General features: G+C 65.8%; 24 protein-coding genes. 11 read left to right on the top strand and 13 right to left on the bottom strand.

The window, feature by feature from the left end; all coding sequences use genetic code 11:
* The 4 genes from BJF89_RS16800 to BJF89_RS16785 all read right to left on the bottom strand — a co-directional run bounded on the left by BJF89_RS16800 (nt 1) and on the right by BJF89_RS16785 (nt 4,629).
* On the bottom strand, nt 1-1,206 hold the full coding sequence (locus BJF89_RS16800; RefSeq protein WP_075816214.1) for an acyl-CoA dehydrogenase family protein: 1,206 nt from the start codon (nt 1,204-1,206) through the stop codon (nt 1-3).
* Nucleotides 1,203-2,429: a CaiB/BaiF CoA-transferase family protein gene (locus tag BJF89_RS16795; RefSeq protein ID WP_075816213.1), complete on the bottom strand. Its 1,227-nt coding sequence runs from the start codon at nt 2,427-2,429 to the stop codon at nt 1,203-1,205. The genes BJF89_RS16800 and BJF89_RS16795 overlap by 4 nt, the downstream gene beginning before the upstream one ends.
* Nucleotides 2,429-3,784 (bottom strand): MFS transporter, encoded by a 1,356-nt coding sequence (locus BJF89_RS16790; protein ID WP_075816212.1) that lies wholly within the window; start codon nt 3,782-3,784, stop codon nt 2,429-2,431. Before BJF89_RS16790 ends, BJF89_RS16795 begins: the two co-directional genes overlap by 1 nt.
* Before the next feature lie 176 nt (nt 3,785-3,960).
* On the bottom strand, nt 3,961-4,629 hold the full coding sequence (locus BJF89_RS16785; protein ID WP_075816211.1) for a hypothetical protein: 669 nt from the start codon (nt 4,627-4,629) through the stop codon (nt 3,961-3,963).
* Between the two features lie 141 nt (nt 4,630-4,770).
* Here BJF89_RS16785 and BJF89_RS18740 point away from each other — a divergent pair, with 141 nt between their 5' ends.
* Nucleotides 4,771-5,124, top strand: a complete 354-nt coding sequence (locus BJF89_RS18740) for a hypothetical protein (protein ID WP_139312141.1) — start codon at nt 4,771-4,773, stop codon at nt 5,122-5,124.
* A 6-nt stretch (nt 5,125-5,130) separates the two neighbouring features.
* On the opposite strand, the gene BJF89_RS16775 is transcribed toward BJF89_RS18740, so the two are convergent.
* Genes BJF89_RS16775 through BJF89_RS16755 form a run of 5 tightly spaced genes read right to left on the bottom strand, consistent with a single transcriptional unit; the run spans nt 5,131 to nt 9,368 of the window.
* The gene (locus BJF89_RS16775; protein WP_075816296.1) at nt 5,131-7,044 is read right to left on the bottom strand and encodes a cation-translocating P-type ATPase; all 1,914 of its coding nucleotides are present in this window, start codon (nt 7,042-7,044) and stop codon (nt 5,131-5,133) included.
* Entirely contained in the window at nt 7,037-7,426 is a 390-nt protein-coding gene (locus tag BJF89_RS16770) for a helix-turn-helix transcriptional regulator (protein WP_075816209.1), read from the bottom strand. The genes BJF89_RS16775 and BJF89_RS16770 overlap by 8 nt, the downstream gene beginning before the upstream one ends.
* Nucleotides 7,427-7,486: 60 nt before the next feature.
* Entirely contained in the window at nt 7,487-7,957 is a 471-nt protein-coding gene (locus BJF89_RS16765) for a carboxymuconolactone decarboxylase family protein (RefSeq protein WP_075816208.1), read from the bottom strand.
* The gene (locus BJF89_RS16760) at nt 7,954-8,319 is read right to left on the bottom strand and encodes a GNAT family N-acetyltransferase (protein ID WP_075816207.1); all 366 of its coding nucleotides are present in this window, start codon (nt 8,317-8,319) and stop codon (nt 7,954-7,956) included. The genes BJF89_RS16765 and BJF89_RS16760 overlap by 4 nt, the downstream gene beginning before the upstream one ends.
* Nucleotides 8,316-9,368, bottom strand: coding sequence for a pirin family protein (locus BJF89_RS16755; protein ID WP_075816206.1), 1,053 nt, complete (start codon nt 9,366-9,368; stop codon nt 8,316-8,318). The genes BJF89_RS16760 and BJF89_RS16755 overlap by 4 nt, the downstream gene beginning before the upstream one ends.
* A 155-nt stretch (nt 9,369-9,523) precedes the next feature.
* Here BJF89_RS16755 and BJF89_RS16750 point away from each other — a divergent pair, with 155 nt between their 5' ends.
* On the top strand, nt 9,524-9,925 hold the full coding sequence (locus BJF89_RS16750) for a thioesterase family protein (protein WP_075816205.1): 402 nt from the start codon (nt 9,524-9,526) through the stop codon (nt 9,923-9,925).
* 24 nt (nt 9,926-9,949) lie between these two features.
* Nucleotides 9,950-10,618: an enoyl-CoA hydratase-related protein gene (locus BJF89_RS16745; RefSeq protein ID WP_075816204.1), complete on the top strand. Its 669-nt coding sequence runs from the start codon at nt 9,950-9,952 to the stop codon at nt 10,616-10,618.
* A gap of 143 nt (nt 10,619-10,761) precedes the next feature.
* On the opposite strand, the gene BJF89_RS16740 is transcribed toward BJF89_RS16745, so the two are convergent.
* Complete coding sequence (locus tag BJF89_RS16740) at nt 10,762-12,075, bottom strand: DUF3500 domain-containing protein (protein ID WP_083651007.1); 1,314 nt, start codon at nt 12,073-12,075, stop codon at nt 10,762-10,764.
* A 225-nt stretch (nt 12,076-12,300) separates the two neighbouring features.
* On the opposite strand from BJF89_RS16740, the gene BJF89_RS16735 reads away from it, so the two are divergent.
* Genes BJF89_RS16735 through BJF89_RS16725 form a run of 4 tightly spaced genes read left to right on the top strand, consistent with a single transcriptional unit; the run spans nt 12,301 to nt 14,874 of the window.
* On the top strand, nt 12,301-12,729 hold the full coding sequence (locus BJF89_RS16735) for a hypothetical protein (protein ID WP_075816203.1): 429 nt from the start codon (nt 12,301-12,303) through the stop codon (nt 12,727-12,729).
* A 38-nt stretch (nt 12,730-12,767) separates the two neighbouring features.
* Nucleotides 12,768-13,151 (top strand): NAD(P)-binding protein, encoded by a 384-nt coding sequence (locus tag BJF89_RS19810; RefSeq protein ID WP_255372715.1) that lies wholly within the window; start codon nt 12,768-12,770, stop codon nt 13,149-13,151.
* Nucleotides 13,040-14,209: an NAD(P)/FAD-dependent oxidoreductase gene (locus BJF89_RS16730; RefSeq protein WP_255372729.1), complete on the top strand. Its 1,170-nt coding sequence runs from the start codon at nt 13,040-13,042 to the stop codon at nt 14,207-14,209. Before BJF89_RS19810 ends, BJF89_RS16730 begins: the two co-directional genes overlap by 112 nt.
* On the top strand, nt 14,206-14,874 hold the full coding sequence (locus BJF89_RS16725; RefSeq protein ID WP_075816202.1) for a phosphatase PAP2 family protein: 669 nt from the start codon (nt 14,206-14,208) through the stop codon (nt 14,872-14,874). The genes BJF89_RS16730 and BJF89_RS16725 overlap by 4 nt, the downstream gene beginning before the upstream one ends.
* Here BJF89_RS16725 and BJF89_RS16720 read toward each other — a convergent pair.
* Nucleotides 14,841-16,373: a diacylglycerol kinase family protein gene (locus BJF89_RS16720; RefSeq protein ID WP_075816201.1), complete on the bottom strand. Its 1,533-nt coding sequence runs from the start codon at nt 16,371-16,373 to the stop codon at nt 14,841-14,843. The genes BJF89_RS16725 and BJF89_RS16720 overlap by 34 nt on opposite strands.
* Nucleotides 16,374-16,429: 56 nt before the next feature.
* Between BJF89_RS16720 and BJF89_RS16715 the strand changes: the two genes are divergently transcribed.
* Nucleotides 16,430-17,044: a GNAT family N-acetyltransferase gene (locus BJF89_RS16715; protein ID WP_075816294.1), complete on the top strand. Its 615-nt coding sequence runs from the start codon at nt 16,430-16,432 to the stop codon at nt 17,042-17,044.
* Here BJF89_RS16715 and BJF89_RS16710 read toward each other — a convergent pair.
* A complete protein-coding gene (locus BJF89_RS16710) occupies nt 16,984-17,325 on the bottom strand; it encodes a VOC family protein (protein WP_075816200.1) in 342 nt (113 codons plus the stop codon). The genes BJF89_RS16715 and BJF89_RS16710 overlap by 61 nt on opposite strands.
* Before the next feature lie 33 nt (nt 17,326-17,358).
* Nucleotides 17,359-17,568 carry a 2-hydroxymuconate tautomerase gene (locus BJF89_RS16705; RefSeq protein ID WP_075816199.1) on the bottom strand — a complete coding sequence of 70 codons (210 nt, stop codon included), beginning with the start codon at nt 17,566-17,568 and terminating at the stop codon, nt 17,359-17,361.
* Between the two features lie 121 nt (nt 17,569-17,689).
* Between BJF89_RS16705 and BJF89_RS16700 the strand changes: the two genes are divergently transcribed.
* The 3 genes from BJF89_RS16700 to BJF89_RS16695 all read left to right on the top strand — a co-directional run bounded on the left by BJF89_RS16700 (nt 17,690) and on the right by BJF89_RS16695 (nt 20,171).
* Nucleotides 17,690-18,019 (top strand): helix-turn-helix domain-containing protein, encoded by a 330-nt coding sequence (locus tag BJF89_RS16700; RefSeq protein ID WP_075816198.1) that lies wholly within the window; start codon nt 17,690-17,692, stop codon nt 18,017-18,019.
* 127 nt (nt 18,020-18,146) lie between these two features.
* Nucleotides 18,147-18,284 (top strand): ribbon-helix-helix protein, CopG family, encoded by a 138-nt coding sequence (locus BJF89_RS18335; protein ID WP_083651003.1) that lies wholly within the window; start codon nt 18,147-18,149, stop codon nt 18,282-18,284.
* Between the two features lie 138 nt (nt 18,285-18,422).
* Entirely contained in the window at nt 18,423-20,171 is a 1,749-nt protein-coding gene (locus BJF89_RS16695) for an AMP-binding protein (RefSeq protein WP_075816197.1), read from the top strand.
* The last annotated feature ends 4 nt before the right edge of the window (nt 20,172-20,175 follow it).

Here is a 20,175-nt window from a genome sequence, read left to right as displayed (position 1 = left end):
TCATCCTCCCCGAATGACACGGTAGGTATCCGGGAGTGCACCGTCGGTGTGCACACTGCGCACCATCGCCTTGGCGAGGTTGCGCCGGTGCACCGGTGAGCTGCCCTCGTAGATCCTCAGGGCACGGACATCACGCCACATCCGAGGTACCGGATGGTCACCGACAATGCCGACGCCACCGAGAAGCTGGACGCACCGGTCCCCGACACGGCTCGCTGTCTCCGAGGCGAAGAGCTTGGCGGCGCTGATCTGGTGCCGCGGAATCGCACCGGTGTCGAATGCCCGGGCACATTCCAGGGTCAGCGCACGGGCCGCCTCAACCTCGGCGAAACTCTCGCCGAGGTCCGACTGCACCGCACCGAGGTCCGCAAGGGGGCCTCCGAACTGTTCACGCCCGCTGACATAGGCGACTGTCTCCTCCAGCATCCGCGTCGCCTGTCCGACACAGGTCGCCGCCACGTGCAACCGCGCATGGTTGATGCCGCGCAATGCGACGGGCAGACCCTGCCCCTCGGCCCCGCCGATGACGGCGTCAGTGCTGACCCGGACACCGTCGAGGTAGATCTCCCCGACAGGACCTTCGGCATGCCCGTTCATCTGGTCCGGCAGCGCCGTCCGCACTCCGTCGGTGTGAGCGTCGACCAGTATCGCGGAGACTCCGGGCGCGCCCTGCACCGACGGATCGGTCCGGGCGAAGACGATGAACCAGTCAGCCCAGGCGGCGTTCGTGATGAAACGTTTCTCGCCGTAGAGGACGTAGGCGTCCCCGTCACGTTCAGCGGTGGTCTGCAGGCTGAATGCGTCCGAACCTGCCTGCGGTTCCGTCAGTGCGAAAGCGGTGACCCGCTCCCCCGCCGCCATTGCCGGCAGCATGGCGGCCCGCTGCTCATCCGTCCCGTGGTCGAGGATCGCCTGCGAACACAACCCGATGACCGTCGAGAAGCGTGAGCGGTAGACGCATGACGCGCGGGTGAACTCCAGCGTCAGGCGAACCTGCTGCTCCATCGACCAACCGAGACCGCCGTATTCGCGGGGGATCGAGATCCCGAACAGCCCGAGCTCCGCCATCCGGTGGAGGATCCGTGCCGGCACCTCCCCTTCCCGCACCATCTCCGGTTCTGCGGGGATGAGCTCGTCGTCGGTGAAGGCGGCGATCGTGGCGAGGTATTCAGGAAAGTCCATGTCGTGGATGTCGGTGCGGATCACAGTGCTACCTTTCGTGGGATTGGTTCGTGGCGGGGAACACCTGCGACGGCTCCGCGGGTGTACATGGCGTCTATCGCGTCGGGAGAATAGCCGAGGTCGGTGAGTATCTCGACGGTGTGCGCTCCGACCACCGGGGCTGCCGCGCTGGCGTGGCGTCGTGCGCCGTCGACGGTGAACGCCTGGCCCGGAACGCGGTAGTCCTCGCCCCCGGGGTCGGCGACCTGCACGAGAATGCCGGACGCTTCAACGTCCTCGTCCCGGTCGATCTCGTCGTAGGCACGGACCGCACCGCAGACGATTCCGGCGGAGTCGAGCATTGCGACAGCCTGCGCGCGGGTGAGACTGCTGAATGCCTCCGCGAGGACCGCGAGGAGAGCCGGACGGTTCACCACGCGCGACGGGTTGTCGAGGAACCGGGGGTCGGTGGCCAGGTCAGGCCTGCCGATCAGCCGGCACAGCGCCAGCCATTTCGCGGAGGCGTAGGCCGAGACCACGATATGTCCGTCCGCCACCTCGACAACGTCCGCGGCGGGGGCGGCATTGGCCTGGCCGTTGCCACGACGGCGGGGCGGTTTCCCGGTCAGCTGGTACTCACCCCACACCGCGGCCTGCACGGCAAGTGTGGCCTCCATGAGCGAACTTTCAACGTGCCCTCCCCTGCCGGTGCGCTCGCGGCGGAAAAGCGCGGCGAGGATACCGTGTACCACGGCGTTTGCGGCTGACACATCGGCCACCGCCGCCCCGACACGCTGTGGTTCACCGTCACCGGCACCGGTCATGTGCATCAACCCGAACTCCGCCTGCGCCGCAATGTCCAGACCCGGTCTGGCGCTCGACGGTCCGCCGGTCCCGAACCCGGTGATACTGGCGTGGACGAGACGCGGGTACTTCTCACTCAACGTCTGCGGGCCGATCCCGAGGCGGTCCGCCGAGCCGTGCCGGAAGTTGCCGACGAGAACGTCTGCATCAGCAATGAGACGGTGGAGGATGCCACGCCCTTCACCGGCGCGGAGATTCAGCGCGATACTACGTTTGTCCCTGTTGTACGCGCGGACCATCGCCTCACCGAACGGGCCCACGCTGCGGGCCTGGTCGCCGCCGGGACTCTCCACCTTGATCACGTCCGCCCCCAGGTCGGACAGTGTCTGGGCGACGCTGGGGCCGGCAATGTACTGACCGAGGTCGATGACCCGAATGCCGTGCAAGGGTTGATCGTCCGGCATCACCGCACCTCCTCACCCAGGTCATGGGAAGCGTGCTCCCGGGAGATCTCCTCGAGTCGGCGACGCGACTGGGCCGGATCAAGCATCATGCCCCCGATGACGCCGAGGACGGCGACCATGATGCCGACGATCAGGAAGCCCTGGGCGTAGCCGTCCGCCGGGGTGGTGGCGTGATCCACGATGAAACCGAGACCCCAGGGGGCGACGACCCCTGCGACGCTGTACACGGCGATGATGCAGCCGAAGAAGGCGACGCGTTGGCGCGCCGGCAGGAAGTCCGACGCTCCGGCGAATGCCACCGAGAAAGCCACACTGTTCACGGCGAAGGCGAGCATCACCAGGCACAGCTGAAGCAGCCCGGGACCGACCTGGGTGAACAGGATCATCGCGATACCACCGACCAGCAGGTAACCGCCGGTGACGTAGCCACGTGCCGCGCGGCTGCTGAAGCCCCGTTTGAGCATCCGGCTGGACAGCATACCGGCGGAAAGGAGAACCACCACGGCGGCGATGTACGGCAGAGTCACGAGGGTACCGACGGTGCTCTCGGAGTACCCGGCGCCCTCGTTGAGATAGGCGGGCAACCAGGCGACCTTGAGCGACGAGATCAGGTAACCGGCGAAGGAGAGAATCGCGATTCCCCAGAAGCTACGCAAGGTCAGGAGCTTGAGGAAGGGGACGCGAATATTACCGTTGGGATCCTCGTGCACGACGGCGTCGGCAGAAGGTCCGTCGGCGGCAGCCTGGGCCCGCAACGGTGAGCGAGGGGTGCAACTGAACCACACGATGAGCCACAGCAGTCCGACACCGACAAGGACGGCGAATGCGGCATGCCATGTCCAGGTGAGAATCACCCAGGTCAGTGCTGGTGCCGCAATCATCGGCCCCACGGAGGAACCGGCATTGACCACGGCACCGGCTGTGGCACGTTTCTCGGGTGGGAAGTGGTCGGCGACGATGGACTGGCAGAGAGCGTGCGCCGGACCTTCGAAGAAACCCAGCAGGATACGACTGCCCAGCAGAACCCCGAAAGACGTCGGTATGGTCAGCGGAACCATCGTGACGATCCAGCTGATCATCAGCAGTCCTGCGGCCCAGGGGTAGGAGATCTTGCGCAGTACGGCGGTGAGCACCACCGCGCCGACGGCGAAGAGCCAGAAAAACCCGCTGCTCAGCAGGCCGTACTGACTCGCGGTGAGGTCCATACTCTCACGGATCTGCTTGCTGGCCAGACCGACCGCGGCTTTGTCGGCGAAGTTCAGCGTGAAGAACCAGAAGAGCAGGAAGACGATGACCCACGGTCGCGTGGCCGAGGGAGCTTTCTTGCGGGGTGGGGCTGCGGCGCGTATCGCCATGGTGGCCTCCGGAGGGTGTCAGTGATGGTCCGCGGAAGATGCGGTGGGGTGCGAGTCACAGTAGATAATCATTTGTGACCTGCATCAACGGCCAATATGCGGCCACACCGTTCAGTTTCACCTATCTGCACTGTTCAAAGGGCGTGCCGACAGCACATCCGGAGAACGAATCAGGGTCAGCCGGCGGAGCGCAGCAGCCCCGACACCCTCTCAATGCGCAGACCGGCGACCTTGGTGGTGTCAGCGGGGCTGGCGACGTCAACGGCACCAGCGGCATCCGTCAACCAGTCTGCGGCGGCGGGGGCGTCGTCACAGGTCAGGTCGAACACCGCACGGGGCTGCACGGGGTCACCGGGAGCTGTGTGGGTGAAACGGTAGGCAGCGAGGACGAGTCGTGCCGCCTTCCGTGGATCCGGCTGCCGTGCAGCGGTGTTCCTCGCCATCGACTGCGCATGGGCAGCCAGGTTGTACCGGTTGCACCTCACTGCACGGACCATCGGGAGCCACGCCTCTCCGAGGGGCCCGTGCGAGACGAGATAGGGACTCGCCGCCCACTCGGTGTACGGGACAGACTCCCCGACTTTGCCGAGGATGTGCGGCAGCGGAGCAAAGGTGAGATCCAGGTCCTCGGTCACGTCCGCGACCGGCCTGGGGAGTGCATCAACCACGGCGACCAGGACATCCAGGTCACTTCCGGCATGGTCCAGTCCGCGTAGTGCTGAGCCCGTCACGGATGCCAGCAGTGGCGCGTAGCCCCGTTTCACTGCCTCGACAAGGCCGTGTCGGGCGGCCCTGTCTTTGTCGTCCACTGTGTAGCGCGCACCGGAAGCATCGGTGGAGTCCATGAAAAGGGTCCCTAGGGGTGGTGTTTGCCTGTCCGAGCGACACTACGCTGTTCACGTTATGCATGTGCTTTTAGGGCGGGACAGAAACGCGCTCCGGAAGCGGGATTCCGGAAGAACAGCGGAGAGAACTCAGAAAGATCCGTGGCGGACACGGAGACACAACTACAGGAACTGCGACTTTTGCGAGATAACAGGCGGGCCCACAAGGCCCTCGAGGGATATATACGGTTTGAATATGAGCGGCACCTTGCTGTCGCCGCCCTCGAAACGTCTGGCCTGCTCCTGCCGGAGCCCCAGGTGATCCACACAGCGAGTCAGGTTTACACTCTCGATCCCGATACAATCCTGACGAATATCCACGGTGAGGCACTGACGGCCGCAGCTCTCCACAAGCTGAATACCTCCGATCTGGAGGAAGCACTCAATACCGGTGTCGCCATCGTGGTCACCGGCGCACAGGCACGGGAAATACGGCGGCGACTGCACAGGCCGTAGAAAGCATCAACGGGAAAATGCAGATAATGACGACGACGCCCGCACCCCGTTGAGAATCACCGCGACCTCGGCGGCCTCATGGACGAGAACCACCCCGGGCAGGCCGATGACGCCGAACAGAGCCAGCGGGAACAGAAGGACGATGATCGCCAATGCCAGGACGATATTGGCCGTCATGATCCGCCGTCCCCGCCGGGCATGCGCCAGCGCGCCCGGGATCAGACGGAGATCGTGACCTGTGAAGGCGATGTCGGCGGACTCGATCGCCGCCGCCGACCCCTTGGCACCCATGGCGATACCCACCGTCGCGTTCGCCAACGCCGGCGCGTCGTTGATCCCGTCGCCGATCATCGCCGTCGGACGTTCCGCGGCAAGAGCCGTCACAGCGTCAGCCTTGTCCTTCGGCAGCTGGTCCGCATGCACGTCGGTGATCCCCGCCAGATCCGCCACTGCACCCGCGGTACGTTCATTGTCGCCGGTGAGCATCACCGTACGAAGACCCTGTGCATGCAGCTGCCGGATCGTCTCGGCGGATTCGGTCCGGAGCTCGTCGCGGATGCCGATCACCCCGACAATTCGGCCATCGGCCTCGACGACCACCACCGTCATTCCGTTGTCGGCCATCGACCCGGCCTCGACCTCGAGCCCCCGGGGATACAGCCAGCGGGTGTTGCCGACCCGGACAGTCCTCTCCCCCAGACGACCACTGATACCGTGACCGGCGTTTTCCACGACGTCCCGGGCCGAGAGCACGTGACGGGGACGCGCTGCGACAGCGGTGGTGATCGCCGCGGCGAGCGGGTGCACGCTGTCCGTCTCCAGGGCGGCGGCGAAGGCAATGACCTCGTCCCCCTCCCATCCAGCGGCGGTCCGGACGTCAACGACCCGGGGCTCATTACGGGTCAGCGTACCGGTCTTGTCCAGGGCCACTGTCCTGATCGTCCCGAACTGCTCGAACGCCTCACCGGACTTGATGACCACGCCGAACTTCGAGGCCGAACCGATCGCACTGATCACGGTCACCGGTACCGCGATAGCCAAGGCACATGGTGAGGCGGCGACGAGAACAACCAACGCCCGCTCAATCCAGGTGGTGGGATCACCGAGCATGCTCCCGATCAGCGCGATCAGTGCGGAGGCAATCAACACCGTCGGCACCAGGGGTCGGGCGATGGTGTCGGCCAACCGGGCACGTTCGCCCTTCCTGGCATGGGCCTGCTCGACGAGACTGACGATCTGGGTCAGGGAATTGTCAACCCCGTCCGCTGTCGCCGCGATCCGCAGCGTCGCCGCCCCGTTGACCGCACCAGCAGGGACCTCGTCACCTGCTTCGACGGTGACAGGAATGGATTCGCCGGTCACAGCGGAGGTGTCAATACTCGAGCGACCGTCCACGACCACGCCGTCAGTGGCGACGCGTTCGCCGGCGCCGACGATCAGGACGTCGGTTCTGCGCACTTTCGCAGCAGTGACAGTGACCGCCCGTGTACCACGGGCGACACGCACCGTATCGGGTATCAGGGTCAGCAACGCCCGCAGTTTCTCCTGGGCACGGCCCATGGCCCGGTCCTCGAGTGCTTCTGCCAGGGAGAACAGGAAAGCCAGCGCGGCCGCCTCCCCGACGTGCCCCAACACCACCGCACCGGCCGCAGCAATGGTCATCAACAGGCCCACCCCCAGACGCCGCCGCGCCAGTTGGCGCAGAGCTCCGGGAACGAAGGTGCAGGCACCGGCAAGGAGAGCGATCCACTGGAGTACGGCGGCGCCCACCGGAACGCCTGACCAGACCAGAAGGTAACCGGCGGCCAGGGCGACCCCACTGATCACTGATGGAAGCAGATCGGTGTCCCGCCACCAAGGCGGCGCGACCTCCTGACCGACGTCCTCCTCAGCCCCGGCTCCACAGCAGGCCTCACTCATCATCGCCTCCGGCAGCAGCCGCATTGTCAGCGCTGCAGTCCGCGCAGCATCCGGGCACCTCGCAGTGTTCATCGGTGCACGGCCGGCCGTCGTCGACGGCGAGAACGACGTTGACCAGGGAATCCAGCGCACGGTTGAGGTGCGGATCGGCGATCTCGTAGCGGGTGCGACGACCTTCGGGGACGGCGACGACAAGTCCGCAACCACGGAGACAGGCCAGGTGGTTCGACACATTCGTCCGGGTCAGGTCCAGATCGCGGGACAGCTGTGCCGGGTAGCCGGGTTGTTTCAGGAGGTGGAGGAGGATACGTGACCGGGTGGGGTCGGCCATGGCGCGTCCCAGACGGTTCATCACGTCGATACGGGAGGAAATGGTCAGCATACGCTGACTATACAGCGAATGCTGACCAATGGACAACGGTGTCAAGCCAGTTCGGCCCGGTCACCGGCGGGTCGGCGGGTGCCCTGATCCGATGGAGATCCGGTTGTATGCGTTGATCAGCACGATCGCCCACTCCAAGGCACTGATCTGCTGTTCATTGAACTCCCCGTACGCCGCCGTCACAGCGGTCTCGACGCTGGTGCGACCACGCCCGGGCTGCGGCTCAGTCAGTGCCTCGGCAAGCTCCAACGCAGCGCGCTGAGAAGCCGTGAACAGTTGTGACGTGTCCTGCCTCCAACTGGGCAGCAGGTCCAGGACCTGTTGATCCACCCCGGCGTCACGGGCCGCCGGGATGTGGACGCTCAGGCACGTCGGACAACCGTTGATCTGCGAGACCCGGACATTGACCAGCTCGACCAGGGCCAGCGGCAGTCCAGCCTCGTCGTAGGATTTCCGTGCTGCCCGGACCGCCCCGTTGAGCGCGCGGTAGATCTCCGGGTTCATCTTGTCGATGTACGGTCGCCGCGTCATTCGGCGCCACCCTCCGTGTGCTTTCCGACCACGGCGAGGTCCGCGGCCGTCGGTGTGCGCCACGGCCCGTCCCACGCCGTTTTCTCGACGCGGGCACGAACATACGGGCACACCGGAACGACCGTCTTCCCGCGTGCACGCGTATCGGACAGGGCGTGGTCGACCAGGATGCCGGCCAGCCCCCGTCCCGCATACTCGTCACCGACGGTGGTGTGGAAGAAGATGCGGTCGTCACCGACCTCAATGAAGTAGGTGGCGCCAGCCGGTTCGTCAGCCCCGTCGAGACAGATGGCGTAGGCGTCCCCCTGCGGGGTGAGCCGGACGGTGACGGCCGCTCCCGTCCTGTCGTGGTTGTCGGTCATGAGCGGTTCTCCTCTGTTCGTGGGCGGTAGGGATCGTCCCCGGCCCGGGCCACGGACGCAGGGTTGCTACGGGGACGGATGTGCGTCTCGGGCATCTCCGGCGCGGGCAGCCGGAACGGCCCGTCCGGGTCGTGGGGTATGTATCCACGGGTCTCACCGAACCGGGTGCTGTGCGAGTTCCATTCCTCACGGTACCGCCGGATCTCCGCGTCATCGCGGCCGATGAAGTTCCACCACATCACGACGTCTTCGCCGAAGGGTTCACCACCGATCAGGATGATCCTCGCACCGGTGCTCCCGGTGTTCTCCACGGACACGGAGTCCGCACCGGTCCCGGTGTAGGCCAGTTCTGTCCGCGCCACCGCCACCCCGCCGACGGTGACGTCTCCGGCGTCGACGAGTAAGCCGTGTTCGAAGGACGGGTCGACCGGGAGAACCAGTCGCGTTCCCGGATCCAGCCGGAGTTCAGCGCCGACCAGGGGCGTGAACGTGGGGACCGGCGACGTCGACCCCAGCAGACTGCCGAGGAACACCAGCGCCGAACCGCCGTCAACGGGCACGGGGCGGGGTGCGTAGTGGTCGAACCGACGCGACCCGTGCCTGGCATGCTCGGGAAGGACGGTCCACAGCTGGACACCGTGCAACTCGGTGGTGTCCTCCGTGGAGACCTCGGAGTGGCAGATCCCGGCCCCGGCCGTCATCAGGTTGATCTCGCCCGGACGGACGGTTTCGTGGATGCCGTGGGAATCGTCGTGACGGATCTCGCCGTCGAACAGCCAGGACACGGTCTGCAGACCGGTGTGCGGGTGCGGGGGCACATCCATGCCCCCGGACTCCGCGACCGGATCGGGACCGTAGTGGTCGAGGAAGCACCATGCGCCGATGAGACTGCGGCGGCGCTGCGGCAACGTCCGGTGCACCGTCATCGCCCGAGGGCCGCCGAGGGGGACGTCGCGGGCGGTGATGATCTCGACGGGGACGTGCCGGTCCTCGTCGGTGTCACCGTCGCCGCAGTGTACGGGGACAGGGTGTTCTTCGGTGTTCGACATTGCAGACCCTTCAGCCGACATCGTTCATGACGGATATAGTTGATACATCAACTACATCAGTGTAGCTCATCCCCGCTGAGCACGGCGGTATACTTTCGCCGGTTATACTATTGGTGGCCTGTCCCCTGCTGACGAGAACGAGGATCGACACCCGCATGCACACCTACAGTCACCGCGTCCGGTACCACGAAGTTGACGGACAGGGCTACCTGTTCAACGCCCGGTATCTGGAGATCGCGGACGTCGCCTTCACTGAACTGGCCAGGGCGCTCGGTCTCGAGATAACCCCCACTGACGAGAACGACTTCGACCCCTCCGTCGTCACCGCCGCACTGGAGTACCGCAGCCCCGCACGGTTCGACGACGTCCTGGATGTCGACGTGACGGTGACACACGTCGGCCGCAGCAGTTTCTCAGTGGTGCTCACGGTGACCACGGGCGAGCGTCACGTCAACACGATAAAGCTGACGTACGTGAACGTCGACGCACCCAACGCCCGTTCACGTCCACTGTCACCGACCGCGGCCGCCGCGCTGCGGGACATCCTGGACACGTAGAACTGCCGAAGGAGCCGTCACCACATGACCACCCTGGACCGCCACGACGATGTCTTCATCCTCAACATCGGAGACACCGAGAACCGATTCCACCCCACCTGGGTCTCCGAGATCACCAGCGCATTGGACGATGTCGCCGAAGCAACCGGCCCCCGTGCACTGGTCACCACCGCCACCGGCAAGTTCTTCTCCAACGGACTGGACCTGGAGTGGCTGGGCGAACACCCGGAACAGAAGGACGAGTACCTCACCGCCGTCGAGCAGCTCTTCGCCCGCACCCTGTCGCTCCCGGTGTTCAGTGTCGCCGCCATCCAGGGCCACGCGTTCGCTGCCGGGGCGATGCTCAGCCTGTCCCACGACGTCCGCGTGATGCGTGCCGACCGTGGCTTCTGGTGTCTACCGGAGACGGACATCGACATGACATTCACCGTCGGGATGGCCTCCCTGGTGCAGTCGCGCCTCACTCCGCAGACCGCGCACACGGCGATGCTCGCCGCGCTGCGGTACGGAGGACATGACGCCGTGTCGGCCGGCATCGTCGACCACGCCGTCGCGCAGGACGCTGTCCTCGACACCGCCGTCGACATCGCCACCCAGCACGCCCCCAAAGCCGGCGAGACACTCGCAACGACGAAGGAACGGATGTACGCCCCGACGCTGGCGAAACTCCGGCACGCAGGGGCGTCGTTCTGACACTCGGCCGACACGTATCTAAGACGACACGCCCATAAGTGTCGGGCCCGTGAGGTGCTGCCGGGCGTAGGACACCGGCGCAGGCTCACTTAAGGTGATAGGCGGACAGGCGCTGGCGGGGATCGCCGCTTACGCCGTCCCGCCTACGCCGCCTCGTCGGCGTCCCCCGGCATGCCGCTCGGCGGCTGCCCACCGGCGGGCGCTCCGCCCATGTCCCCGTCGCCGCCGGGGCCACCACTCATTCCGGTGGACGCCTGCTGTTCGACGCTTCCGGCGTAGTCGTTGGTCGGGTCCCGGTAGATGGTGTGGACGTGGCCCCACCCGGAGGTGGTCACGCCGTCGACGTCCGCACCGGCAGACCCCTGCTGTGCCTGGAAGGCGACGTAGACATTCGGTCCCGATATCGAGAATGAGATCCCGTCGCCGGTGCTCATGTCGTAGGTGCTCTCACCGGACCAGGCGATCACGGTGTCGTCCAGGGTGGCTTCGATCTCGGCACGGGTGGTGGCGTTGCTCTCGTCGTCCGCCATCTCGGACCAGTTGGCGATGAGGTCAAGCAGCAGCTCCTTCTGGTCGTCGTCCAGGTCGGCGCCGGTGAGACCGTCGCCGGACTCGAAGTCGCAGGTGTCGCCGGGTGCGCACATGCTCACATCCCCGCTGGTCAGCGTCTCCTGCCGTTCCGTGGTGAGACTGTCGTAGAAGGCGAAGGCGTCGGTGTAGATGCCGTCGAACGGCTGGACCTCGTTGCCGTCCTCGTCCTTGTAGACCGCCGGCTGCACGCCCAGGTGGGTGGGTGCGAAGGTGACGGTGCCGACCGCGCCGTCCAGGGTGGCGTTGATGCCGAGGTGGTGGCCGCCGAACTGCACCTCGAAGGCACTGCTGTCCGACGGGTCGCCGAAGAAGGCGATGTAGTACTGGCCGAGGGAGTCCTCGGTACTGTCGCTGTTCTCCAGCAGGTACTCGTCGCCGCCCATAATGCCGGAGACCGTCTCGTACGCCTCGTCACTGAGCAGGTTCTCCAGGACGGCGAGTGCCGCGGTCCTCTGCTCGTCGGTGAGGTCGCTGAGGTTCAGCCCGGCGCGTTCGACGAAGGTGACGGGGAAGTTCGACCAGGACGTCGTCTTGGTCTCGTCGTCGTAGTCGTAGAGGACGGTCTCACGCTGCTCGTCGGACAGGGTGTCGAGGAACGCCTGCGCTGCGGTCGCGGTGTCGGAGATCGTCGCCGACGTGGTGTCGGCCGTGGTTGCGTCCGACGTCGTGCCCGAAACCGAACTCGACACCGAACTCGATACCGAACTCGAGGTCGTCGCTGCGGCGTCGGTGTCGGTGGAACAGCCGGTGAGCATGAGACCGGTCGTCATCAGCGCGGTGGCGATCCACGCGGTGTGGCGGCGCAGTCTTCTCCTGCGGGGACGGGGGTCGGTGGTGGACGCTGATTCGGCAGCCGGGGTGGCCATGGGACGCTCCTTCGTCGGTGTACTGGGTCCTGGAGTACTGGATCTCCGTGATGTCCATCAGCTTCGTCGCCGTGGGCGCCCACCGCGTCCCCCTGGCGCAGACACCTCGGCTACCACCGCCGCGGTATACGGCCTTCTGCTAACCCCGGAGGGTGTCTGTTCGATGTCTCAACTACATGAACCATTCACTACCGCCGCTCTGCGGCTGAAGGAAGTGTTCCCGTCATGTCCGGAACAGTCACGACCATCCGGAGGAAGATAGTCACCCTCGCCGTCACCACACTTGCCCTGGGCGGTCTGGGCGCCGGGCTCGCACCCACCGCCGGTGCGGAGACCCTCCCCCAGCTTCCCGAGCACGAACAGCCCAGCCCGATCTGGCGGGAGGACGTCACCGCCGTCGCCACGGTGTACTCGCCGTACCGGGGGAAGGTCGTCTGCGACGGTTTCCACTGGCAGACCACCGAGTGCTGGCAGCAGCGTCCCGACGGCCAGTGGCAGACGATGACCGACATCCGCACGACTGCGGAACTGTCGCAGTCCTGGCAGACGGTGCCGCCGCGCCTGGTGTACCCGGTCTGGGAGCCCGGCGCGCTGGTCGTGCCGGAAGGATCACTGGGTTCACTCGGTTCCCTGGGTTCACTGGGTTCACCGTGACCCCTCCGTAGCGCGTCCCACGCTTGTACGCTGTGTGCATGGCCATACTCGCCGGCTCCCCGGACAACCCCCTCGACCTGCTGATCGTCGGCGCTGGACTCTCCGGCGTGGACCTCGCACACCATGTCGCGCACGACTTCCCGGAGTGGACGTGGGAGATCCACGACGCCAACAGTGACCTCGGCGGGACCTGGCACACCTTCACCTACCCGGGGATCCGGTCGGACTCCGACATGGCGACCTACGGGTTCCCATTCGCGCCCTGGCCCCACGACGGCACCCTGGGGCAGGCGCGGACATCAAGGAGTACATCCGTGGCGTCGCGCAGGAGTGCGGCGCTCTCGAACGGCTCCGGACGGGGTCCTGGATCCGCGATGCGAACTGGCGGACGGACCTGCGGATGTACGCGGTCACTGCGGTGACGGCGGACGGCGAGCGGACGATCTACGCCCGCCGCGTCCACTACGCGTCGGGGTACTTCGTGCACGGCCGGGGCTACCGTCCCGACTTCCCCGGCGAGGAGGACTTCACCGGGACGATCATCCACCCGCAGGAGTGGCCCGACGGTCTTGACTGCGCGGGGCGCAGGATCACCGTCGTCGGATCCGGCGCGACGGCCGTGACACTGGTCCCGGCCCTCGAGCGGCTCGGGGCGCAGGTGACGATGCTCCAGCGCAGCCCCACCTACGTGGCCCCGATGGCGGCGACGGACACCATCAGTGCGTTCTGGAAGAAGGTCCTGCCGGAGACGTCGGCCTATCCCGTCGCGCGTCTCAATCACGCGGTGCGTGACATGGGGCAGCATGTCATCGGCCGCCGCGCCCCCTGGCTGTTCACCCGCGCGCTGCGGCGTATGCAGCGGCCGTACCTGGACGCGGAACTGATCGAGCAACATTTCACGCCCCGGCACAAGCCCTCGGAGAAGCGGGTGTGCAAGGCGCCGGACGGCGACATCTTCACCGCACTGGGTGGAAATGCCCGCATGGTCACCGACACCATCGACAGGTTCACCGCCGACGGTATCCGGGTCAGCTCCGGGGAGGAGATCCCCGCCGACATCATCGTCACCGCCACCGGGCTGGACCTGCAGGCATTCGGCGGTGGCACGCTGAGCATCGACGGACGTCCCCTGCAGGTCGACGAGCAGGTCTTCTACCGTGGCATGATGATCGCCGGTCTGCCGAACTTCAGTTTCACCGTCGGCTACATCAACGGCTCCTGGACGTTGCGCTCGGATCTCGTGTCCCGCTACATGGTCAAGTTGTGGAAGAGCGGCGCGGAGATCTACCGCCCGGCCCCGCCGTCGGAACCTGCGGACCGGCCGTTGTTCGACTTCGCCGCCGCCTACCTGCGACGCAGCGCCGACCGGTTCCCCATGCAGGGGCACTCCTCGCCGTGGGTGTACTCGCAGAACTACCTCAGGGAGCTGCTGGAGTTCTCCTACGGTGACCAGCGGCGTGAGATGGTGTTCGGTGAATGACGGACCGACGCCCGGCGGTGGTTCCGGTCACCGTGTCCGTCGTCGCGGCGCTGGTGTTCGTCGCCGTCCTGTGGACTGGATGGGTGCACCACTGGAGCTGGATCGACCGGCCTGACTCCCGGGCCCTGGACACCGCCTACGACATGGCCGGTACCCACGGGTGGTGGGTGCCGTTGTGGAACGGGCTGAGCCATGTCTTCGGCCCCGGGGTGTGGCGGGTGCTGGTCGTGGTGCCGGTCGTGCTGGAGCTGCGGCGTCACCGGGTGCGTGTCGCGGTGTTCCTCGCCGTCAGCGTCTGGGGCAGCGGGATCGTCTCGACGGTGGTCAAGCAGCTGGCCGACCGCGACCGGCCCGTCACCCAGCTCGTCGCGGCGTCCGGGACGTCGTTCCCGTCCGGCCACGCGCTCGGCGTCCTGGTCGCCGTCGGCGCGTTGCTGATCGTGTACTCGCACCTGGTACGCAGGTCCTGGCGTACCGTCATCGTGGTTATCGGTGTCCTGCTGTGCGTGACGATCGGTGTGGCACGGGTGGCGCTCAATGTGCACCATCCGTCGGACGTGCTGGCCGGCTGGGCGCTGGGCTACGCATGGCTGATGCTGTGCCTGTATCTCTCGTGTCCCTCCGGATTTCCCTACCGGGGGCGGTACACGGGCAGCACCCGGTAGTGCGAGACGAACTCGACCTCCGACAGCTTGTCGCCGACCTCGCCGTCATGCGCCACCTCTGACGGGCCACGGAGCACGGTGAACCGGAAGACCGGACGGTGGAGCTCGTGGTAGAACGGGCTGCGGTTCAGCCGTCCCGTCAGCAGCGCCATCGTGATGCGCAGCCGGGCGAAGGGCTTGCCGATCTCCAGCATGCGCACGTCGAGCAGACCGTCGCCGACACCGGCACGGTCGACCGGCGCGAAACCCGAGGGGCGGTACAGGGAGTTACCGAGGAAGAACAGCGACGTCGTCAACGTGGTGTTGTCGTACCGGATCTCGACGGCATTCTCCTCCTTCAACAGACCCCAGGCGGCGACGACGGAGGCCAATGTCTTGCCGATCTTGCCCTCGTACCGTTCCCGGATCGCGACGAACTGGGGGTATGCGCCGATGCTCGCGGTGTTCAGCAGCGTGGTGTCGTTGTTCAGGGTGGTCACGTCGACCATCTCCAGCGTCCCCGCCCGCACGGCACGGACGGTCTGCTCCGCCGTGGCGCAGCCGATCTGCTTCGCAAAGTGGTTGAACGTCCCGGCGGGGAAGACAGCGAGCGGCTTCCCCGCCGCACGTGCGACACCCGCCGCCGTGGCCACGGTGCCGTCACCACCGGCGACACCCAGGACCTCCGCCCTGGCCGCGGCACGTTCCAGGACCTCGACCACGTCGTCCTCCGGGGTCAGCGCGACGATCTCGGCGGACGGGAGGGCCTTCTCGACATGCTTGAGGATGCGCTCCCCTGTACCGCCGCCCGACGCCGGGTTGACGACGAGGACGAGACCCTCGCCGTCCGGACGGCCCGGTTCATCCAGGTAGAAGGGTTCGGTGGAGACGCGACTCCGGGTGGTGGGCGGAGGGACGAGCTTGCCGCCGATGACGGCGATGAGCGTGCCCAACCCCCACCCGGCCAGGACGTCGCTGGGATAGTGCGCACCGGTGTACACCCGTGAGAATCCGACGAGCCCGGCCAGCGCGCCGAGAGCCGCCCCGGCCGGGGCGTCCTCGAGCCCCGCTCCGACGGCGAAGGCGGCGGCACTGGCGGAGTGGCCCGACGGGAACGAGCTCGACCGCGGGTACCGCCGGATCCTGCGGGCGAGCGGGACGGAGGCGTGGCCGGGACGGTCGCGACTCCACGACCGTTTCGCCAGCTGGTTGGCCACGAAGCTGGTGCATGCGAGGGTGACCAGGCCGCGGGTCGCCGCACGCTGCACCTTCGGTTTCCGTGTGAGCGCCATGGCGCCGGCGAGACCGACCCACAACCTGGAGTAGTTCGCGGCGGTGGTGAGCCGGGGGATCACTGCGTCCAGCTGGGGATTGTCCGCGCCGGCGATCGCGGCGAAGACATCGTGGTCCATGCGTTGCAGGCCGGCCCGCACCTCGTCCAACGCCGTTTTCTTGCGACGATCTCCCACTGTCTGGCCCTCCGCTGCGTTTGGTTGCCGGCGACTGTCCGGTGTGCTCATGCTACCTGGTGGATGAGGGGCCGTGGCCGGTGTTGCCTGACCGATACACTCTCGACATGGAGCCCTGTGACCTGTCCACCAATCGTCTGTCATTGCGGTGCCCCACGAGTGCAGACATCGACCGGGTGACCGGGATCTGCGGGGACCCTGAGATCGCCGCATTCACCGACGTGCCTGACCCGTACCGTCGTGACGATGCCCGCCAGTTCATTGAGGACGTGATCCCGAACGGCTGGTCCACCGGGACAATGCTCACCTGGGGGATCTACCGACGTGCGGATCCGGACATTCTCGGCGTGCTTTCACTGTCCGAGGTCCGCGACGGAAGCGCTGACCTCGGCTACTGGATCGACCGCCGGGTCCGTGGCCACGGCTTTATGACGGAGGCAGTGGAAAGGGTCGTCGACTACGGCTTCGCTGCGGCACCGACGGGGTTGGGCCTCACCCGTATCGGTTGGGAGGCTTTCGCGGACAACATCGCCTCCGCCCGGGTGGCCAAAAAGGTGGGGTTCACCCTCGAGGGTGTCAGGCGACAGGCGGTACTACGTGGTGACCGCAGGCACGACCTGACGGTGGCTGGGTTGCTGCGGGAGGACGCCCGGGGAGCGCATCACTGGTCGTCTGCCGAGGTCCAGACAGACAGTTCGTTGCCACCGGGTTCCCGGAACTGAAAACGACGTCCGCCGGGGAAGCCGAAGGGTTCGACGGTGATGACCCCGCCAGCTGCGATCACGGTCTCGCGCATCTGTTCCAGGTCGTCGACCTGGAAGATCGTCAGCGGCCGCGGCGGTTCAGGGTTCGTCTGGAAGGCGACGGTGAAGCCGTCGCCGACGTGTACGTCGTAGTAGGAGTCACCGTAGAGCGTGTTGGGATACTCGAAGACATCAGCCATGAAGGCGGCTGATGCTGCGGCATCGGTGGAGTACATCTCGACTGTCGTGAACTTCGCCATCAGGTGATTTTAGCCTGGATATCACAATGGCGTTCAGTCACGCGGCCGCGCGTTGCGCAGCATCGTGCCTCCGACCGCATAACGACTGTCCGACACCTCGTTGATCAACACGTGGACCGACTCTGCCGGTGCACCGGTACTTGAGACAATGGCGTCGGTGATGCCCGCGGAGATCTGCCGGTACTGGGGGTCCCGGTCCCCTTCCATGAGCTCCGGGACGATACTGAGATTGACGATGGGCATGCTTCCTCCTGGTGGGATGTGTCATTCAATGAGAACTTCCTCTTCCACCCTTGCACCGTGCGCTCACCAGCGGAAGAAGGCACTTTCAGGTCAGGAACACACCTGTAGGTAGGATGCGGGAATGGCCAGTTCCCGACCGGACAGGTACTGCGGAGAGTCAGTACGCAGGACGTTGGACGTCATCGGCGGCAAGTGGTCGATGCTCATCTTGTGGGAGTTGCTGCAGGAGGAGTGCCGCTACGCCGAGCTCCAGCGCCGCGTAGGTGGTATCTCGCAGAAGGTGCTCTCCAGCGAGCTCAAGTCACTCGTAGCTGCCGGACTTGTGGAACGCGAAGTGAAAGCAACGGTCCCACCACAAGTCACCTACCGGATCACGGAGCGAGGCAGAAGCTTGGAGGGCGTGTTCTCCGCGTTGCAGCAATGGGGAGACGACCAACCGCACCGGGAGTGATCGGAGGTTGGACCCCGTCGCTAGCTGTAGTTCCCCGTGAGGTCGTGAACACGCACCGAGGGAGTCAGACCTCCGACAGCGGTGTCCTTGCCCTCATCATCCAGGATCTCTTCAGTGGCCTGCGCCTGTGGCACGACAGGCCCCGGCTGTCTCACGCGTCCCGGTTCGCCTCGACGACGTGACGATCGCCGCACTGACCGAGCGCACGAAGACCGAGCGGATCACCGCACGCTCAAAGGCGATTCGGGCAGCGATACGCCAGTGAACACATGACGCCTAAGCTTCATCAGTCCCGGCTACCGACGCGTCGTGTACCGGATTCGCGGATCCGGCCTGCAGTCGGGTGCGCCACACAGTAGGGTTTCCTGCATCCGAAGAGGTGCGAGGAAAGGTGATTTGTAAAGTGAGAAATAAGGCGCAGCAGTTCGTGTACGACACGAAGGGGCTTCTCCGAGGTGCGCGAGCTGCAGTTTCCGCAGGATTTTTCACCGGATTCCAGGTCAAGGACGGTATTGCGACGGCCAAGAGCCTCGTCCGCTATGGAGCGTCCCTGTCGGGGCTGCTCGACGTCGCAGCGGCGCGATTCCCCGACCGGGTTGCTCTCGTCGACGATGACGGCGAGCTCACCTATGCGGAGCTACGTGACCAGGCGGTCCTCACCGCACAGGCGCTCGTCGCCAATGGGGTGGACGCCGACAGTCGGGTAGGAATAATGGCGCGCAACGGCAGGGGGTTCCTCATTCCTCTGGCGGCCAAAGGGTACGTGGGATTCACCGTCTTCCTCCTGAACGTGGGGGCCAGCAGGACGCAGATCAGTAACATTGTCGACGAACACGACATCAGCTTCCTTTTCATGGACTCTGAGTTCGACGACAGGATCCCCGACGAGAGTGCAGGGGTCAGTATCTGCCATTCGTGGGTCGGAGACGATGCGCGGAAGAACATCGCCTTCCCCTCCTTCCGTGAGTTGTGGGCCACTCCGGGGACGACGGACGTGACTTTCGGCCGCCGCCCCAGTCAGGGCGGAGTTGTCCTGATGTCCTCAGGGACGAGCGGCACCCCGAAAGCGGTGGGGCATGGGGAGCCTCATGTACCGCTAGGAGTCCTCGGTCCCCCCGTCGAGACCTGTGGGTTGCAGGCGGGATGTACGCTGCAGATGACTGCGAGCATGTTTCACGTCCTTGGGTGGGGTGCGTCGTGCATTGCGCTGTTCGCCGGTTGCACGATTGTCACGCAGCGAAACTTCGATGCGGAGAACGTCCTCCACCAGCTCGACCGATACCGGTGCGACGGTCTGATCAGTTCCGCTGTCTTCCTCAAGGACCAGCTCGCGGTCCATGAGTCTGCCCCCGGCAGGTACGACACCTCCTCACTCACATTCATCCTCAACGCAGGAAACGCCATGAGCGAGGACCTGGTTCGTGGCCTGCAGGAGCGCTACGGGTACATCCTCGGTTCCGGTTACGGATCCACCGAGGGGTTGCTCGTGTCCTATTCCAGTCCGTCGGACCTCAGGGAGGATCCGCTGACTGCCGGACACCCGGTGTGGAACGGCCGACTGGCGCTGCTCGACCCCGACAGCGGGAGAGAGGTCGAGCCAGGTCAGGTGGGTGTGGTGCACGCCCGCAACGCCATGTCCATGAAGGGCTATCTTGGCAGTCGAGATCACGAGGACGTTGCGCGGGGACTGCTGAGTCTCGGCGATAAGGGTGTCATCGACCCGGAGACCGGTCGACTGCGCGTGCTGGGGCGCAACAACGACATGATCATCGTCGGCGGCGAGAACATCTGGCCGACCTCCGTGTCCGACATCATCGACCGGCTCGACGGCGTTGCCGAGTCCTACTGTGTCGGAGTGGAGGACGACGAGAAGTTCCAGCGCGTCAAGGCCTATGTCGTCACCGACGGCTCCGCTGAGGTGAGTGAGGACGACGTTCGCGACCATGTGCGGGAGAACTTCATGGCCCCGGCTGTCCCGCGCGACGTGGTCCTGATGGACCAGCCGTTGCCGCGCAACCCGATCGGCAAGGTCGTCAAGCGCGAGCTGGAGCCTCGGCTGATCTATTTCGCGTCTCCGGGATTTTGTGACTCCGGCGGCCTCTTGGATTTAAGGATATCGCTATTGACTGTTCAGCAACGTGATTCTCTCTAGGCCG

It is taken from the genome of Corynebacterium sp. CNJ-954 (genome assembly GCF_001942345.1).
Taxonomy (GTDB): domain Bacteria; phylum Actinomycetota; class Actinomycetes; order Mycobacteriales; family Mycobacteriaceae; genus Corynebacterium.
The sequence above is the reverse complement of the archived record's forward strand: the minus strand, read 5'-3'. Positions and strand labels throughout refer to the sequence as shown.

Excerpts from the sequence above, each read along its gene's own strand:
- BJF89_RS16795 (WP_075816213.1), bottom strand. The coding sequence starts at position 2,429 with ATGCCGGACGATCAACCCTTGCACGGCATTCGGGTCATCGACCTCGGT.
- BJF89_RS16790 (WP_075816212.1), bottom strand. The coding sequence starts at position 3,784 with ATGGCGATACGCGCCGCAGCCCCACCCCGCAAGAAAGCTCCCTCGGCC.
- BJF89_RS16785 (WP_075816211.1), bottom strand. The coding sequence starts at position 4,629 with ATGGACTCCACCGATGCTTCCGGTGCGCGCTACACAGTGGACGACAAA.
- BJF89_RS16775 (WP_075816296.1), bottom strand. The coding sequence starts at position 7,044 with ATGAGTGAGGCCTGCTGTGGAGCCGGGGCTGAGGAGGACGTCGGTCAG.
- BJF89_RS16770 (WP_075816209.1), bottom strand. The coding sequence starts at position 7,426 with ATGCTGACCATTTCCTCCCGTATCGACGTGATGAACCGTCTGGGACGC.
- BJF89_RS16765 (WP_075816208.1), bottom strand. The coding sequence starts at position 7,957 with ATGACGCGGCGACCGTACATCGACAAGATGAACCCGGAGATCTACCGC.
- BJF89_RS16760 (WP_075816207.1), bottom strand. The coding sequence starts at position 8,319 with ATGACCGACAACCACGACAGGACGGGAGCGGCCGTCACCGTCCGGCTC.
- BJF89_RS16755 (WP_075816206.1), bottom strand. The coding sequence starts at position 9,368 with ATGTCGAACACCGAAGAACACCCTGTCCCCGTACACTGCGGCGACGGT.
- BJF89_RS16750 (WP_075816205.1), top strand. The coding sequence starts at position 9,524 with ATGCACACCTACAGTCACCGCGTCCGGTACCACGAAGTTGACGGACAG.
- BJF89_RS16745 (WP_075816204.1), top strand. The coding sequence starts at position 9,950 with ATGACCACCCTGGACCGCCACGACGATGTCTTCATCCTCAACATCGGA.
- BJF89_RS16740 (WP_083651007.1), bottom strand. The coding sequence starts at position 12,075 with ATGGCCACCCCGGCTGCCGAATCAGCGTCCACCACCGACCCCCGTCCC.
- BJF89_RS16735 (WP_075816203.1), top strand. The coding sequence starts at position 12,301 with ATGTCCGGAACAGTCACGACCATCCGGAGGAAGATAGTCACCCTCGCC.
- BJF89_RS19810 (WP_255372715.1), top strand. The coding sequence starts at position 12,768 with ATGGCCATACTCGCCGGCTCCCCGGACAACCCCCTCGACCTGCTGATC.
- BJF89_RS16725 (WP_075816202.1), top strand. The coding sequence starts at position 14,206 with ATGACGGACCGACGCCCGGCGGTGGTTCCGGTCACCGTGTCCGTCGTC.
- BJF89_RS16720 (WP_075816201.1), bottom strand. The coding sequence starts at position 16,373 with ATGAGCACACCGGACAGTCGCCGGCAACCAAACGCAGCGGAGGGCCAG.
- BJF89_RS16715 (WP_075816294.1), top strand. The coding sequence starts at position 16,430 with ATGGAGCCCTGTGACCTGTCCACCAATCGTCTGTCATTGCGGTGCCCC.
- BJF89_RS16710 (WP_075816200.1), bottom strand. The coding sequence starts at position 17,325 with ATGGCGAAGTTCACGACAGTCGAGATGTACTCCACCGATGCCGCAGCA.
- BJF89_RS16705 (WP_075816199.1), bottom strand. The coding sequence starts at position 17,568 with ATGCCCATCGTCAATCTCAGTATCGTCCCGGAGCTCATGGAAGGGGAC.
- BJF89_RS16700 (WP_075816198.1), top strand. The coding sequence starts at position 17,690 with ATGGCCAGTTCCCGACCGGACAGGTACTGCGGAGAGTCAGTACGCAGG.